Source organism: Mucilaginibacter terrae, assembly GCF_042679325.1.
In the GTDB taxonomy this organism is placed as follows: domain Bacteria; phylum Bacteroidota; class Bacteroidia; order Sphingobacteriales; family Sphingobacteriaceae; genus Mucilaginibacter; species Mucilaginibacter terrae.
Genome location: NZ_JBHTMJ010000013.1, coordinates 76,872 through 91,456, shown reverse-complemented (window position 1 = coordinate 91,456; position 14,585 = coordinate 76,872). Strand labels below are relative to the sequence as shown.

Annotated in this window: 15 protein-coding genes; 3 read left to right on the top strand and 12 right to left on the bottom strand. The window is 41.1% G+C overall.

Annotated features, from left to right (window positions below; genetic code table 11):
* From ACFQ3S_RS14160 to kbl, 3 genes are read right to left on the bottom strand one after another with little or no spacing between them, the layout of a single operon-like run.
* Nucleotides 1-417, bottom strand: coding sequence for a PIN domain-containing protein (locus ACFQ3S_RS14160; RefSeq protein WP_377165549.1), 417 nt, complete (start codon nucleotides 415-417; stop codon nucleotides 1-3).
* The gene (locus tag ACFQ3S_RS14155) at nucleotides 407-694 is read right to left on the bottom strand and encodes a DUF6364 family protein (protein WP_377165547.1); all 288 of its coding nucleotides are present in this window, start codon (nucleotides 692-694) and stop codon (nucleotides 407-409) included. The genes ACFQ3S_RS14160 and ACFQ3S_RS14155 overlap by 11 nt, the downstream gene beginning before the upstream one ends.
* Nucleotides 695-737: 43 nt before the next feature.
* Nucleotides 738-1,928: a glycine C-acetyltransferase gene (gene kbl, locus ACFQ3S_RS14150; RefSeq protein WP_377165545.1), complete on the bottom strand. Its 1,191-nt coding sequence runs from the start codon at nucleotides 1,926-1,928 to the stop codon at nucleotides 738-740.
* 129 nt (nucleotides 1,929-2,057) lie between these two features.
* Between kbl and ACFQ3S_RS14145 the strand changes: the two genes are divergently transcribed.
* Entirely contained in the window at nucleotides 2,058-4,571 is a 2,514-nt protein-coding gene (locus ACFQ3S_RS14145; RefSeq protein WP_377165543.1) for a DUF5686 and carboxypeptidase regulatory-like domain-containing protein, read from the top strand.
* 157 nt (nucleotides 4,572-4,728) lie between these two features.
* Nucleotides 4,729-5,697 carry an oxygen-dependent tRNA uridine(34) hydroxylase TrhO gene (gene trhO / locus ACFQ3S_RS14140; protein ID WP_377165541.1) on the top strand — a complete coding sequence of 323 codons (969 nt, stop codon included), beginning with the start codon at nucleotides 4,729-4,731 and terminating at the stop codon, nucleotides 5,695-5,697.
* A 38-nt stretch (nucleotides 5,698-5,735) separates the two neighbouring features.
* Here trhO and ACFQ3S_RS14135 read toward each other — a convergent pair whose 3' ends face one another.
* The 7 genes from ACFQ3S_RS14135 to ACFQ3S_RS14105 form a co-directional block, all read right to left on the bottom strand.
* On the bottom strand, nucleotides 5,736-6,359 hold the full coding sequence (locus tag ACFQ3S_RS14135; protein ID WP_377165539.1) for a lysophospholipid acyltransferase family protein: 624 nt from the start codon (nucleotides 6,357-6,359) through the stop codon (nucleotides 5,736-5,738).
* A complete protein-coding gene (locus ACFQ3S_RS14130) occupies nucleotides 6,356-7,174 on the bottom strand; it encodes an alpha/beta fold hydrolase (RefSeq protein WP_377165537.1) in 819 nt (272 codons plus the stop codon). The genes ACFQ3S_RS14135 and ACFQ3S_RS14130 overlap by 4 nt, the downstream gene beginning before the upstream one ends.
* A 133-nt stretch (nucleotides 7,175-7,307) precedes the next feature.
* Complete coding sequence (crtD, locus tag ACFQ3S_RS14125) at nucleotides 7,308-8,780, bottom strand: 1-hydroxycarotenoid 3,4-desaturase CrtD (RefSeq protein WP_377165535.1); 1,473 nt, start codon at nucleotides 8,778-8,780, stop codon at nucleotides 7,308-7,310.
* Nucleotides 8,780-9,214, bottom strand: a complete 435-nt coding sequence (locus ACFQ3S_RS14120) for a type II toxin-antitoxin system VapC family toxin (protein WP_377165533.1) — start codon at nucleotides 9,212-9,214, stop codon at nucleotides 8,780-8,782. The genes crtD and ACFQ3S_RS14120 overlap by 1 nt, the downstream gene beginning before the upstream one ends.
* Complete coding sequence (locus tag ACFQ3S_RS14115) at nucleotides 9,214-9,441, bottom strand: hypothetical protein (RefSeq protein WP_377165531.1); 228 nt, start codon at nucleotides 9,439-9,441, stop codon at nucleotides 9,214-9,216. The genes ACFQ3S_RS14120 and ACFQ3S_RS14115 overlap by 1 nt, the downstream gene beginning before the upstream one ends.
* A 65-nt stretch (nucleotides 9,442-9,506) precedes the next feature.
* Nucleotides 9,507-10,058 carry a type 1 glutamine amidotransferase domain-containing protein gene (locus ACFQ3S_RS14110; protein WP_377165529.1) on the bottom strand — a complete coding sequence of 184 codons (552 nt, stop codon included), beginning with the start codon at nucleotides 10,056-10,058 and terminating at the stop codon, nucleotides 9,507-9,509.
* A gap of 85 nt (nucleotides 10,059-10,143) precedes the next feature.
* Nucleotides 10,144-11,037, bottom strand: a complete 894-nt coding sequence (locus ACFQ3S_RS14105) for a LysR substrate-binding domain-containing protein (RefSeq protein WP_377165527.1) — start codon at nucleotides 11,035-11,037, stop codon at nucleotides 10,144-10,146.
* Between ACFQ3S_RS14105 and ACFQ3S_RS14100 the strand changes: the two genes are divergently transcribed.
* Nucleotides 11,020-12,393: a glycosyltransferase family 87 protein gene (locus tag ACFQ3S_RS14100; RefSeq protein WP_377165525.1), complete on the top strand. Its 1,374-nt coding sequence runs from the start codon at nucleotides 11,020-11,022 to the stop codon at nucleotides 12,391-12,393. The two genes, ACFQ3S_RS14105 and ACFQ3S_RS14100, sit on opposite strands and share 18 nt — an antisense overlap.
* Here ACFQ3S_RS14100 and ACFQ3S_RS14095 read toward each other — a convergent pair.
* Both ACFQ3S_RS14095 and ACFQ3S_RS14090 read right to left on the bottom strand, forming a co-directional pair.
* A complete protein-coding gene (locus ACFQ3S_RS14095; RefSeq protein ID WP_377165523.1) occupies nucleotides 12,390-13,346 on the bottom strand; it encodes a hypothetical protein in 957 nt (318 codons plus the stop codon). The two genes, ACFQ3S_RS14100 and ACFQ3S_RS14095, sit on opposite strands and share 4 nt — an antisense overlap.
* A 91-nt stretch (nucleotides 13,347-13,437) precedes the next feature.
* A complete protein-coding gene (locus ACFQ3S_RS14090) occupies nucleotides 13,438-14,445 on the bottom strand; it encodes an aspartate-semialdehyde dehydrogenase (RefSeq protein WP_377165521.1) in 1,008 nt (335 codons plus the stop codon).
* Nucleotides 14,446-14,585: the final 140 nt, after the last annotated feature.

Below are 14,585 nucleotides of genomic sequence, written 5' to 3'. Positions count from 1 at the left end.
TTATAATGTTTGTAAAAATTGTTCGGCCGTTAATATGGGGATAGCTGAGTGCTTATAATCTTTGGTGTTGCGGGTGATGATTAAATCACAATGGTATTTTTGAGCTATAAAATGTTGTAACGAGTCTTCAAAGTCTGTAAAGGAACTGTTTATTGCCAGTGTAATAATATCTTTTTCAAAAGGCAATACATTCATTTCTTCACTTATGATCATAATACTTTCTTTAACTTTTAACTTCCCTACACGCCCGGTTAATACATAATTTAAGTTAGCAATAATTAAAGTGGATGTATTTAAAATGAAACCGTCAATTTTACTTTGTGCAAGTAAAATTTGTGTGAATTTTGAATAGGGTTCTCTTTGTAGGAATAAGTCGAGTATGATATCACTATCAACAAACAAATTGCTATAGGCCATATTTCTCTTTTAAAAATTCATGCTTTGCTTCTTTTAAATCAAAATCTTCAGGAACCTTCCCTTTCAAAATTCCAGTCAATTTTTTTATGTTTTCTGAAAGTTCAATATGCTCAAACTTTTTTAAGACGGGATTCTCATCATTGATTTCTTGGTGAACTTTTTCGTTAACAAAATCCGAAAATAATTTAGAAACACTTATATGATGTTTATTAGCATAGCGTTTCGCTTTTGCAATCAAATCAGGTTCTACACTTAAAGTTAATTTTGATGCAGCCATCTTAATTTAATTTATACGTGCAAATATAAATAATCTGCACGTATTATTTAATCACACCTAACTCTTTACCCACCTTGGTAAACGCTTCAATAGCTTTATCTAAATGATGCTGCTCGTGTGCGGCCGATATTTGTACACGGATACGTGCTTTACCTTGCGGAACTACCGGATAATAAAAGCCTATCACATAAATACCTTCCTCCAGCATACGGGCGGCGAACTGTTGAGATAGTTTAGCATCATACAACATTACCGGTACAATGGGGTGTACGCCCGGTTTAATGTCAAAACCGGCAGCGGTCATCTTTTCTCGGAAGTATTGGGTGTTCCTTTCCAGCTTGTCGCGCAAAGTGGTGGCTTCACTTAGCATATCCAGCACGGCTATAGACGCGCCTGCAATAGCCGGTGCCAGGGTATTGGAGAACAGGTATGGGCGCGAACGTTGGCGCAGCATGTCAATGATCTCTTTACGGCCCGATGTAAAACCGCCCGATGCACCGCCTAAAGCTTTACCCAGTGTGCCGGTAATAATATCTATGCGGCCCATTACATGATGGTGCTCGTGCGTACCCCGACCGGTTTTGCCTAAAAAGCCCGAACAATGGCATTCGTCTATCATTACCAGTGCATTATACTTGTCGGCCAGATCGCAAATTTTATCTAACTGGGCTATGGTGCCGTCCATAGAAAAAGCGCCGTCGGTTACAATAATACGGTGACGAAGGTCTTGCGTAGCTTTCAATTTCTCTTCCAAATCGGCCATGTTATCATGCTTGTAGCGGTGGCGTTGTGCCTTGCACAGGCGCACTCCATCAATAATAGAAGCATGGTTCAGCTCGTCGGATATAATGGCATCCTGCTCATTGAACAGAGGCTCGAACACACCGCCGTTGGCATCAAAAGCAGCAGCATATAAAATGGTGTCATCGGTGCCTAAAAACTCCGATAGTTTTTTCTCCAGATCTTTATGCAGATCTTGTGTGCCGCATATAAATCGTACCGATGACAAGCCGAAACCATGTGCGTCCATAGCGTTTTTAGCGGCCTCAATTACTTGGGGATGCGATGACAGGCCCAGGTAGTTATTGGCGCAAAAATTAATCACTTGCTGCCCGCCCAAAACTTTAATATCAGCCCCTTGTGGCGAGGTAATAATACGTTCTCTTTTATAGAGCCCGGCATTTTCTATATCAGCTAATTCCTGCTGTAAAACCGGCTTTAAGGTATTGTACATGGTATAATATTTAAAGTGTAAAAGTAAGTATAATCTCACATTATGACTTAATTAACTCATTGTTAGAAATTAATTGTGTGTGAAACAAACATTTTACCTGTAAAAGCTATATACTTATACAATTCAATCATGAGAGCATATTTATTTTTTATATTTTTTTGTGCAGCTACTGTACAAGTTTACGCCCAAACCTATAGGTTATCGGGTAAAATCACCGATGAAAAAAACAACCCGGTTTCATTCGCTTCTATATACATCCGCAATACTACCTATGGCAGTACGGCCAATGAGGATGGCGATTATGAGTTTAAACTCAAACCCGGAACTTACACCGTAGTTTACCGCTACGTAGGTTACCTGGAACATATAGAACGGGTGACCGTTAATAGTGTGAACGAAGAGCGAAATATCCGTTTAAGTAGTGAGCCCTTTGCTTTACAGGCTGAAGCCGGAAGTGGTAACGAGGCTGATCCGGCCTTAAACATTATGCGCAATGTGATAGGCAAGCGCCAGTTTTACATGAACCAGGTTGATGAATACTCATGTGCGGTATTTGTAAAAGGTGTGCAACGTTTGGTAAGCGCCCCAAAAGCGCTCATGAATAATAATGTATCAAGAGCTTTGCAGTTAGACGCCACTGGCAAAGGAATATTGTACCAATCGGAGTCCATATCACAATATAATTTCAAAAACCCCGATTATGTAAAAGAAGTAATGATCTCCTCAAAAGTGGCTGGTCAAAACACGGCTTTTAGTTACAATAAGGCATCCGATCTGCAGGTTAATTTTTATAAAAACAACTTTGAGATTCAGGGTTTAAGTGCTCGTGCTTTCGTATCGCCCATTGCTGATAACGCTCTTAAATTTTACGACTACAAACTGCTGGGCCGTTCTATAAAAAGTGGTAAACGTATCGCAAAAATTCAGGTAATCCCTAAACGTAATAATGAAGCGGTTTACCAGGGCGATATTTATATTACCGAGGGCGACTGGCGCATTTATAGCATAAACCTTTTTTTGACCAAGAAAGATGCTAACATCAACCTGGTTGATACCTTAGAGATCAGTCAGCAATACATTCCGATAACCGATAGCGTATGGTTGCCCACCTCGGCCCTATTTAATTTTAGGGGCGATGTGTTCGGTTTTAAGTTTAAAGGCTACTACCTGGCCATGTATAACAATTACAACTTAAACCCAGGGTTTAAAAAAGGATTTTTTGATGGAGAAGTAATGCGGATAGATACATTGGCCAATGCAAAAAACAGCCGCTATTGGGATAACAACCGCCCTGTGCCACTAACCGCGTTAGAAGAGCGGGATTATGTGCGTAAAGACAGTATTGGTCGCATTCAAAGCACGCCTCGTTATCTCGATTCGCTCAACCGAACACGAAATCATTTTAACCCGCTCGATTATGCTGCCTTTGGTTACCAGTATTACGATCGTAATAGCAGGCAGTCGTTTTATATGTACCCTATATTTCAAACCATATTTTATAATACGGTAGAAGGTTGGGGTATTAATTCTAAAGTGCATTATATTAAGGGTTTCGATAACGGTCAGTCATTCTCTGTTACACCAAACATACGTTATGGCTTTGCGGCTAAATTATTTAGTGCCAACATTGGGGCCAGTTACAATTACGATCCAAGAAACCAGGCCGTTTTTCAGGTACGTTTTGGTAGTGATGTGCTGGATTTGAATAACGCCGGTACACGCTCGCTCATTTTTAATACCATGAGTTCTTTATTAAGCGAAAATAATTATGTAAAACTTTACCGTACACGTTTTGGCTTAGTGGCTTGGCAACGCGAGCTAACCAACGGCTTATTGTTTAATGCACAGATGTCGTATGCCGAACGCAGGCAGTTATACAATACCTCTTTCAATCATATTACCGATGTTAAGGATAGAACCTACACGGCAAATAACCCGCTGGCTATTCCACCAGATGTAGAGTCGGAACTATTTCCCACCAACCAGGCTTTAACGGCTAAGGCGTCATTAACTTACACTTTCAGACAACAATATGTAACCCGCCCCGACGGCAGGTATATTGAGCCATCACGCTTTCCTAAAGTGCGGTTAAACTACCGTAAAGGCATCAGTGGTGTATTAGGTTCGGATGTAAACTATGATTTTTTATCGCTGGATGTATTTGACGACCGGATGCAGGTGGGCTTATTAGGCTACTCCGCATTTAAGGTTACTGCCGGTACATTTTTAAACCGCCGCAACTTATACTTTATGGATTATAACCACTTTTTTGGTAACCAGGGTACCGTATTTAATCCAACCATCGGTAGTTTTCACTTCCTGCCGTTTTATACCTATAGCACCGACCGTGCATTCTTAGAAGCGCATTATGAGCATAATTTTGCCGGTAATTTACTAAGCAAAGTGCCGTTCATTCGCAAACTAAAACTGGAAGAAGTAGTTGGGGTTAACTACCTGGCACAAGCTGGTAATGTTTCTTACTCCAGTATAGGCAATGGCAGTTTAACCCAGCCTACCAAGGGTAATTATTCAGAGTTTTACCTCGGTGTTCAACGCTTTATATTTAGAGTGGATTATGGTTTTGCATTCGACGGCAGCCGCAAATTGGTACAAGGATTCAGAATTTTCTACGGCATAAGGTAAGTTAGATGTGCAGATTTTTTGATGTGCAGATGTGCAAATAGATAAAACACAGTTATAAGAGGGGAAGTTCCACCTTATCTGTACATTTGCACATCGTTCTTCAAATCATTATCTTTGCACCTCATTAAACGCTGTTTGAAGCAGTATCAATGTTATTATGGCAAAGTATAATACCCTACTGTATTATTGTTATTCAACAATAACCGATGCGGAGCAATTTGCTGCCGATCATCTTAAATTTTGTAAAAGCTTAGGTTTAACCGGCCGTATCATTGTTGCCGAAGAAGGCTTAAACGGTACCGTATCGGGCCCGGCCAACGCTTGCCAAACTTATATAGAAACCGTGCATGCCGATGAGCGTTTTGCCCACACCGATTTCAAGATCGATGAGGTGGATGAACCGTCGTTTCTTAAAATGCACTGCCGGTACAAATCGGAGATTGTACACTCCGGCTTACGCGATCCAAATATGATTGATCCTAAAAAGCAAACTGGTAAGCATTTAGAGCCAGCCGACTTTTTAGCCATGAAAGACCGCGAAGATGTAATAATCCTGGATGTTCGTTCTAATTATGAACATTCGGTAGGTAAGTTTAAAAATGCAGTTACCCTGGATATTGATAATTTCCGCGATTTCCCTTCTAAAATAAATGAGTTAGCCAAGTACAAGGATAAAAAAATCCTGACCTATTGCACCGGTGGTATCAAGTGTGAAAAAGCCTCGGCTTTATTGCTGCACGAAGGTTTCGAAAATGTATATCAACTGCACGGCGGTATCATTAAATATGGTAAAGAAACCGGTGGCGAAGACTTTGAAGGAAAATGCTATGTGTTCGACAACCGCCTTACTGTAGATGTAAACCAGGTTAACCCGGTGGTTATTTCTACCTGTTATAACTGCGGTAACCATACCGATAAAATGATTAACTGTGCAAACCCCGAATGCAACGAACACTTTACGCAGTGCGATGAATGCGGCACCAGGTTGGAAGGCTCCTGCTCAACCGAATGCCAGAGTAACCCGCGCAAACGGATATATGATGGTACCGGCTATTATGTAAAAGTTCCGCAACCAATAAATATCGCCAAGAAAAGCAAGCTGCCGGTTTCTGAGTGCATAACGTAAGTGAATAGATATTCGCAATAACGGGTTATTGACTTTCCTTAATGTTCTATATTAACCTGGTTAGCCAGGGCCTTGCGGTGAAATTCATTAATATTTTTAACCAACTGCTCAAAAGAAACTTCACCCGCTGCGCCGCAATCAAACAGGTGAATAAAGGCCGACGGCTTGAGGCTTTCAAAATAATCGATTAATACGCAGGAATACACGATTTGGCAGGGCTCTTTAATGTGTTTAATTAAGCGTTCTATGCCTTTTTCTATGTTAATGCCAGTGGCATGGTTTGATGCTAATTCCCCCTGCGGAAAAACTACGACGAGGTTTTCAGGATTATTCAGCAAATCAGCCGCGTAGTGCAGCGATTTCAGCATTTCGCGGGTACCTTTTTCAATGGAAAAACCGCCGAAGAGATTAAACAGCATCCGCTTTTCGAGGTGATCGTGCTGCATCATTATGTACAGCTTGCGGTTTAAGTGGTAATAAGCCAGGTAATTGCCAAAAAACCCATCCCACCAGCTGAAGTGGTTGCAAAGCAATAGTACCGAATGACCTTCCTTTGGCTTAAAAGGCATCACCACTACCCTATTAAAGGCTTTATGCATACGGTAGCGCATGTATTTGGCAAACCAGTTGCTAAAAAGGTTATTGCGGCGGGCGGGTATCATAATTTACAATTTACCAGGTATTCGTCTAACTGTGCGGTAACCAGCCAATGCCCCATCGGTACTTCGTGTACCACAGGGTTATCCAGCCTGCTCATAAAAGCCGCGGCAGAGTTTATAGGGAACAACATATCGTGTTTGCCAAAAATAAAATGACATTTTATTTGGTACCGGTTTATTTCATTGGTTATTTTAACCACATCGGGCTGCAACTGTTTGATGAGGTTAAGGGTATAATACACATCCTGGCGTTTTTGCGGGGTATCCATTTCGCTGTACGCTATTTTGTAAAGGCTTTCATCAATAAACTTAACTTTCTTTAAGCTGTTTAATACACTTGGGGCCAGCCATTTACTTTTGGTTACCGTTTTAAATAACAGCTTACCTACCGGCTGGTGCATTAAAAAATTAAACCCTTTATATACCGATAAGCCATCGGGAGCCATCAATATTACCTCATCAATCCATTCTGCATAGTCTTCCATTAATACCAAGGCTATATTGGCCCCAATAGAATATCCCATGAGGCTGATGCGCTGGCGACCGTTGATATAAAACCATTCTTCCAGGTAATTTCTGACCATGTTTTTGGGCATACCCTTCAATATTTGCTGCTCGGTCCAGTTATCCAGTTGTGTTTGGCCATGAAAGAAATGGTCGAAACTGTAAACGCGGTACTGGCTCAGTATGGATTTTTGCAGCACCTCAAACTGGCGCCCCGTCATCCCATAACCGTGAAAAGCCAGCATAGGCCTGGTGCCCGTGCCATATTCGTGATAGTGTATTGTGCCTAAATTGGGTAATTGCAAAAAAGCCATTGTTAAGGCAATGTTAGGAATTTTTGTCTGAACCGGAATTTAAAGAATTAAATAATTTACAGAAGGCTAAGCACACTTTTATTCATCAGATATATTCAATTCTGTAAATCTTACAAATTTTTTAACTTCCGGTTCAGACAACCCACTCGCTCACAATTTTAGCCGATAATAACGCCAGCGGAATACCCCCGCCGGGGTGAACGCTTCCACCGCAAAAGTACAGGTTGCTGATAGTGGCAGAGCGGTTAGCATGGCGCAAAAACGCGGCAAACTGGCTATTGGAACTGGTGCCGTATAACGACCCCTGGTAAGAAGAAGTGCGGCTTTCTATGCTGCGGGGGTCGAGGATGCTTTCGTTAATAATTAGCGGGACTATCTCTTCCCCTAATTGAGCCGAAAGCTTTTGAACGATATTTTGTCGTGCTTCGGCTATCAACGTATCCCAATCCTGCCCGGTATTGGCGGGTACGTTGATCATCGTGAACCAATTTTCACAGCACGGGGGCGCATCATTAGTTTGATATTTGGAGCTGATGTTGAGATAAACGGTAGGGTCGTGGTAAATGGCCTTCTCATTCCAGATGGCTTTAAATTCAGCCTCGTAATTGGCGCTGAAGAAAATATTATGCAGATCGAGTTGCGGAAACTGCTTATTAATTCCCCAGTAAAATATTAATGCCGAGCTACTGCGCTCCTGGCTCAAAATATTTTCGGGAAACAATTGCGGGTGTCCTGAGAGTAATTTACGGTAAGTGAACCACACATCCATGTTAGATACCACCACATCGGCCAAATGCAAATCACCCTTCACCATTAACCCTTCCACCTTTTTGCCTTGCACTACTATCTCATCCACCGGCGAATTGTAATGAAATATAACACCTAAATCTTGAGCCAGCCTAACCAAGCTACTGGTAATGCTATACATCCCACCATCAGGAAAGTAGGCACCAAAGTGCTGCTCCAAATGCGGGATCACATTCAGCGTAGCCGGGGCCTTATAGGGGTTGGAACCATTGTAAGTGGCATACCTGTCGAAATACTGTACCAGCCGTTTATCTTTAAAAAAACTTCGGTTGGCCTGGTGCATGGTCCTGAATGCATCAATCTGAAAAAGCCTCAGTATAGATTTCAGCGTTTTACTACTTAGGTAGGTTTGCAAGCGATGTAACGACTGCTCTAAAAAAACATGATTGGTTATATCGTAAATGCGACTGCTATTGCGGTAGTATTTATGTGTGAAGATTGCAGGTTCTCCGGTTTTAGCCTTTACCTCTTCAGCAAACTGTTGCTCATCGGCATAGGCCTTTAGGTGCGTGCCATCGGGGTAAAAGTAATGACAAACCACATCCAGCTTTTGGTACGTAAAATAGTCTTCAGGTTTTTTACCTGCCAGCCGAAACAAGTCATCCACATATTGCGGCATGGTAAACAAACTCGGCCCGGCATCAAAACGGTAGTCTTGCTGCTCAAACTCCGATAACTTGCCGCCTGCATAACTATTGGCCTCAAACACCTCTACGGCGTATCCTTTAACGGCTAAACGTATGGCGGTGGCTATACCGGCTATACCGGCTCCAATAATAAGGGCTTTTTGTTGTGGCATTAGTGATCAAACGTGGGGAGGTGCTCCATTGCAAAGAAATCATGAAGTAACTTATCAGCTGTTACAGTAATATCAATCTGATGTTTTACCGAAAGTACGGATGCAAATTGTACAGAATCCAAGGCACTTAAACCTTTAGAGCCATATTTAATTAACAAGGCTTGTGCAGAACTGATGATTTGATTGTCGACCGTTATGAATTTATATTGAATAAAATCAGCATTAAAACTATCTATTAAGGCTTTTGCTTGATTTTCGTTAATAAATTTAGTTCTAAACTTATTATAAACTGCCGAATAAAATTCGACTTTGGTAATTTCTGAAAGAAAAATTTCTGTGATGGTATTTTTGTTGAATAGCTCATCCAACTCATTGGTGCCATCTTCTTTAAAATATAATTTAAACAACGATGATGTATCAAAAAAAACACGCATTATTCAGTTTTTCTTTCTTCAATTACAGCATCCGAAAAACTGGTATGCACATTTTTAAGCAATTCACGGGTTTTGTTGAATGAAAACATATCAAGAGTCAGTCTTTTTTCTTCCACTACTACCTCTTCATCCATAAAAGTTACCATCACCTTTACAGGCTTACTGGTCGATACATTTTGCTCCAATGTAATTTGTCCATTGTTATAAATACCACTCAATTGTACCATAATCAAAAATACAAAAAAAGCGGACAATAATAGTCCGCTCAATTTTCTTAATACTAAAGTTAACTTTATACTTCATGCACACCTTCGCCAATTTCTTCGATCATCTTTTTGTTAAAAGCACTCAAATCGGCTGGGGTGCGGCTGGTTACCAGGCCATTATCGGTTACTACTTCTTCATCAACCCATTCGGCACCAGCGTTTATTAGATCGGTTTGCAATGATGGGTACGAAGTTAATTTTCGGCCTTTGAGCATACCGGTCTCAATTAGCATTTGCGGGCCGTGGCAAATAGCGGCAATCGGTTTGCCTTCGTCTAAAAACGCCGATACAAAGGCTATCGCATCTTTATTTTGGCGCAGCTTGTCGGGGTTTAATACGCCGCCTGGCAATACCAGGGCATCGTAGTCATCGGGACTTACATCGGTCAGTACCTTATCTGCATCCACTTCAATGCCCCATTTGTCTTTGTCCCAAGCTTTAACTTTTCCACCTTTGGGCGATATGATATGTACGGTTGCACCGGCGGCTTCCAATGCATCTTTAGGGCTGGTTAGCTCAATTTGTTCAAATCCTTCTTCTGTAAGGATCGCTACTTTACTATTATTTAAATTTGCCATGTTATAGTATTCTTATGAGTGCATGCACTTCATGTACTGCACTAATACTACAGAGGCAAAAATTTAAAGTTTTACGAAAATTAATTTATTGATATTCTAACGCGTAATTCATAAAATTACTGGTGAGGCCATAATCTTCGGTACCCTTGCGGCGAATGAAATAAAAGTTACGGGTTATTTTCAATCCGTCGATAGGCACTTCCACCAAATCGCCTTCGGCCAGTTCACGCTTAATAGAAGGGCGGGGCATAAAGCCTAGGCATTGGTCGGCCAGTAAAAAGTTCTTTAATGCCTCAGTACCTCCCAGGCGGATCTTTACCGACAAATCTACCGGCTTAATATGATGATCGGACAGGGCTTTTAAAAGCGCATTCAGCGTACCCGAACCTCTTTCGCGCACGGCTAAGGGAGTTTTAACGAACTGCTTCAATGTTAGCGTTTTACCGGCCAGCGAACTTTTAGCCGAACAAACGGGAATAACCTCATCGGTCATGAATGGTTGGTAAGATACGTTGGTAAGCTTATTATCCACCTCAATAATGCCGATATCCACCTCGTGGTTCAGCAGGGCATTTAATATATATTCCGAATTACGGTTAACCAGCTGCACGCCTACATTAGCATATTTCTGCTGAAAGCCTGACAAAATAGAAGGCAAGATGTAAAGTGCAATTGTGGTGCTGGCCCCCAAACGTAGATGCCCTGCCGCGTAAGATTGATTACTGAGCAACGCCATATCGTACTCGGCCTTGCGCTCAATTTCGGTAGCCTGCAGCAAGTATTCGTTTAGTTTTTGACCGGCATCGGTAAGCAAAATGCTGTTGCCTTTACGCTCAAACAAAGGAAGCTTATACTGATCTTCAAGCGCCTTAATATGTTTGCTGATTGCAGGCTGTGTAATAAACAGCACCTGTGCCGCTTTAGAAAAGCTCAGGTTGGCGGCAACTTCTAAAAAAACACGGTGCGAAAAGGAGATCATACGAACAAGAAGAATAATACTAAGCCAAAAGTATATTTTTTATGCCAGATAATCTATGTAGATGCCAATGGTGTAGCAAAAGCACTAAATACTTACCTTAGCGAAGTACTTTTACGTAACCTTAAATTAATGCGCTTTAACAAAACCTACCTTAATATATTCCTGGTTGTGGTATCGGCAGTGTTTGCGGTAATGTCGTACAACCGGGGTATGCGGGCCGATGTTAACGGCGATTACCATATTTACTGGGAAACCGGCAAACATTTTTTAAGTGGTGAAAAGATCTATACGCCCGGACTGCTCGACGGGGGTTTTACTTATCCGCCTTTTGCCGCCTTATTTTTTAGCCTGTTTTCCGTATTTCCTTTTCCTGTTTCCGCGTTTTTATTCGGTTTTTTAGTGAATTTCGGTTTATGGATCGTGTCGTTTATCCTGGTGAAAAATATCTTCGCTGTTTTATACCCCAATGAAGATATAACCCTTCCTATTACCCTTGCGCTGTTACTTTCCATTGCTTTTTACTGGCATAATTACATTTGGATGAATGCCAATATGCCGGTGCTTTGCTTAACCCTGCTGGGAATTTTATTTTACCTGCACAAGCAGTTTACGGTTAGCTACCTGTTTTTAATGGCGGCTACCTTTTTCAAGATCACGCCCATTTTATTCCTGTTTTTTGCGGCTGTAAAACGCGGACCTAAAGACTGGCCGAAGATCATATTAACCGCACTGCCTTTTATTATTATCCCCGCCGTATTACGCGGACTTACTACTGGCATAAACGATTGGAAGGATTATTACGAAGCCTTTGTTGCCCCGTTTAGTAAAGGGCAGATAGATGAGAATATAATAAGCCTGGGCATACCAGCCTTGCTCAACAAAATAAATACCGGCAATGCCGAAGTAGGCATTGCACCAATTATGCATTTGCAAATCGCAACGCTGAAACTCATTATCCTCGCATTTCAGCTGCTGGTTATGGGAGCGCTTACGGCTAAGTTTATATATGACCGATACGTCAAAAAAATAGAAGGCTTTTCGGCAGCCGATATATGCCTCATATTTATGATACCATTATTGCTTCCGGGCAGGGTGTGGGCGCACCATCACGTTTGTACGGGCTTTATTTATACGTATGTTTTTTTTATCCTGCTTAAACAAAAGCGCGTCGTACTTTTAGTAACGACATGCTTTTTATGTCTATTGGCTAATGGGATTACCAAAGGAGCCATAGGCCAAACGCTTACCGATCTTCTTAAGCATTATGCCTATGTAACGCTATTGATGTTGTATGTAAGCTGGTTGATTTTATTGCTTGGTTACCGGGAGAAGCATTATAAGTTGGCTAAAAACTAATTGCTGGCTGGCTTTTCACAACGTTTTTTTATTACCTCTAAAATCATTTCATTAAAATCATTCAAAATATAGTCGGCCCACCAGCGGCTATAGAAATTCAAGTTAGTAGTAATACGGTATTTGCATTCAAGTGTGATTTTCATTTGTCCTTTGCCAAGGGGTGTTATGGCATAGCTGCCATTAACCATATCAAAATAACGTCCGCCAATCATTACATGTTCATCTAACGTGGTAGGGGGTATTGAAGTAGGATTGATCTTAATTGCATAAGCAAAGCCTTTGCCTTCACGCCATTGATTAATAACTTCGTTAAACCTAATTCCTTTTTCCCAGGTTATGCTTCTTATCCCGCCTACGCCTTCATGATCGAGCTGGCCGTTTAATGGTTTTGGAATGCCTATCAGGTGAATAAAATGCGCTTCAATTTCGTTGGATTTAATGTTTTTAACATTCTTGATGTTTTCCCAAACTTTGGCTTGATTGGCCTTAACCATGATGGAGGTAGAAACATTATAATATTGATTAGTCGCAGGAAAAAATCCTTCAATAATTAATACTATAAATGGTAATAGCAACGAAGAATATAAAGAGGTTTGATTGCCGGTCTGCTTTAATTTAATTAGCCTGAAAATGAAAGCACCTAATGATCCTAATAAAATAAAGGGACCTATAATTATAACTAAACATATCATTCCCTCAAATTCATGAAAGAATGAAATGTAAAAAAAGGAACCAATTATTATCCAGGGCTTAATTAAATAGCTTTTGTAGGATTTAAGTTGTTCTTTAGTAGAGAATAAAACAGGGATAGCTCCTAAAATTAATGGAAGAATAAATATATAGGCAATTGATACATTCTTCTCAGTCAGAGTTACAATTGCTAATGTGATAAATGCATAAATTAAAGCTGAAAATAATCCAACAAAAAGCGTCTTAAATCGTGAAGGTTTCATGCAGTAATATAGTACCTGTAAAAAAAGGATAGCCATAAGCTACCCCTCAAATATTAACTTCCTAATACCTCCTTAAAGAGGTTATAAAGGCTTACGCTTCTACCCCTTCGCCTACCAAATTCTTGGCAACCAAATACTCCGCAATTTGTACGGCATTGGTAGCAGCACCTTTACGCAGGTTGTCTGATACTATCCAGCAATTCAGCGTATTAGGCTGGGTTTCATCACGGCGGATGCGGCCTACAAATACTTCGTCTTTTTCGTGTGCTTCCAGCGGGGTTGGGTATTTTAAGTTGGCTACATCATCAATCACCACAACGCCAGGTGCTTTACTCAACAAGTCGCGCAGTTCGGTGAGGTCGAAATCGTTTTCAAACTCCACATTAACCGATTCGGAATGACCGCCCATCACCGGGATACGAACGGTAGTAGCCGTAACACGGATACTATCGTCGCCCATGATCTTTTTGGTTTCCAGCACCATTTTCATTTCCTCTTTGGTGTAACCGTTATCCTGGAAAACATCGATATGCGGCAATACGTTCAAATCAATTTTGTAGGGATAAGCCATTGGCCCATCAATACCTTTACGCTCGTTAAACAACTGGTCGACCGCCTTAACGCCGGTACCGGTTACCGATTGGTAGGTAGAAACCACCACGCGTTTAATTTTATATTTATCGTGCAGTGGCTTTAAAGCCACTACCATTTGTATGGTGGAGCAGTTAGGGTTAGCTATAATTTTATCTTCGGCGGTTAACACATCTGCATTAACTTCAGGCACTACCAGTTTTTTAGTAGGGTCCATACGCCAGGCCGATGAATTATCGATCACCGTAACACCGGCCGCCGCAAATAATGGGGCCTGCTCTAACGAAGTACTGCCACCGGCCGAAAACAAGGCAATATCCGGCTTTTGCTTTATCGCATCGGCAACAGAAACCACCTTGTATGGCTTACCCTTATAGATAACTTCTTTACCTATACTTTTTGCGGATGCCACCGGGATTAACTCTGTTACCGGAAAGTTGCGTTCTTCCAGAATCTGCAACATTTTAGTGCCTACCAAACCGGTAGCGCCTACTACTGCGACTTTCATTGTCTCGAATATATGATGTTAATTAAAAAATATTAATTTTCAAATGTAGTATTTTAAAAAACAAACCTGGCGTAAAACCTTTATTTGTAAGCTATTCAGGCCGTTTTTACTAAGTCCCCTAACAATTACTAACGAAATAA

What these genes read in the sequence shown, in the direction of transcription:
- ACFQ3S_RS14115 (WP_377165531.1), bottom strand. Translation starts at nt 9,441, where the DNA reads ATGGTACAATTGAGTGGTATTTATAACAATGGACAAATTACATTGGAG.
- ACFQ3S_RS14105 (WP_377165527.1), bottom strand. Translation starts at nt 11,037, where the DNA reads ATGATCTCCTTTTCGCACCGTGTTTTTTTAGAAGTTGCCGCCAACCTG.
- ACFQ3S_RS14135 (WP_377165539.1), bottom strand. Translation starts at nt 6,359, where the DNA reads ATGATACCCGCCCGCCGCAATAACCTTTTTAGCAACTGGTTTGCCAAA.
- ACFQ3S_RS14155 (WP_377165547.1), bottom strand. Translation starts at nt 694, where the DNA reads ATGGCTGCATCAAAATTAACTTTAAGTGTAGAACCTGATTTGATTGCA.
- crtD (WP_377165535.1), bottom strand. Translation starts at nt 8,780, where the DNA reads ATGCCACAACAAAAAGCCCTTATTATTGGAGCCGGTATAGCCGGTATA.
- ACFQ3S_RS14130 (WP_377165537.1), bottom strand. Translation starts at nt 7,174, where the DNA reads ATGGCTTTTTTGCAATTACCCAATTTAGGCACAATACACTATCACGAA.
- ACFQ3S_RS14090 (WP_377165521.1), bottom strand. Translation starts at nt 14,445, where the DNA reads ATGAAAGTCGCAGTAGTAGGCGCTACCGGTTTGGTAGGCACTAAAATG.
- ACFQ3S_RS14120 (WP_377165533.1), bottom strand. Translation starts at nt 9,214, where the DNA reads ATGCGTGTTTTTTTTGATACATCATCGTTGTTTAAATTATATTTTAAA.
- ACFQ3S_RS14095 (WP_377165523.1), bottom strand. Translation starts at nt 13,346, where the DNA reads ATGAAACCTTCACGATTTAAGACGCTTTTTGTTGGATTATTTTCAGCT.
- ACFQ3S_RS14160 (WP_377165549.1), bottom strand. Translation starts at nt 417, where the DNA reads ATGGCCTATAGCAATTTGTTTGTTGATAGTGATATCATACTCGACTTA.
- ACFQ3S_RS14110 (WP_377165529.1), bottom strand. Translation starts at nt 10,058, where the DNA reads ATGGCAAATTTAAATAATAGTAAAGTAGCGATCCTTACAGAAGAAGGA.
- trhO (WP_377165541.1), top strand. Translation starts at nt 4,729, where the DNA reads ATGGCAAAGTATAATACCCTACTGTATTATTGTTATTCAACAATAACC.
- kbl (WP_377165545.1), bottom strand. Translation starts at nt 1,928, where the DNA reads ATGTACAATACCTTAAAGCCGGTTTTACAGCAGGAATTAGCTGATATA.
- ACFQ3S_RS14145 (WP_377165543.1), top strand. Translation starts at nt 2,058, where the DNA reads ATGAGAGCATATTTATTTTTTATATTTTTTTGTGCAGCTACTGTACAA.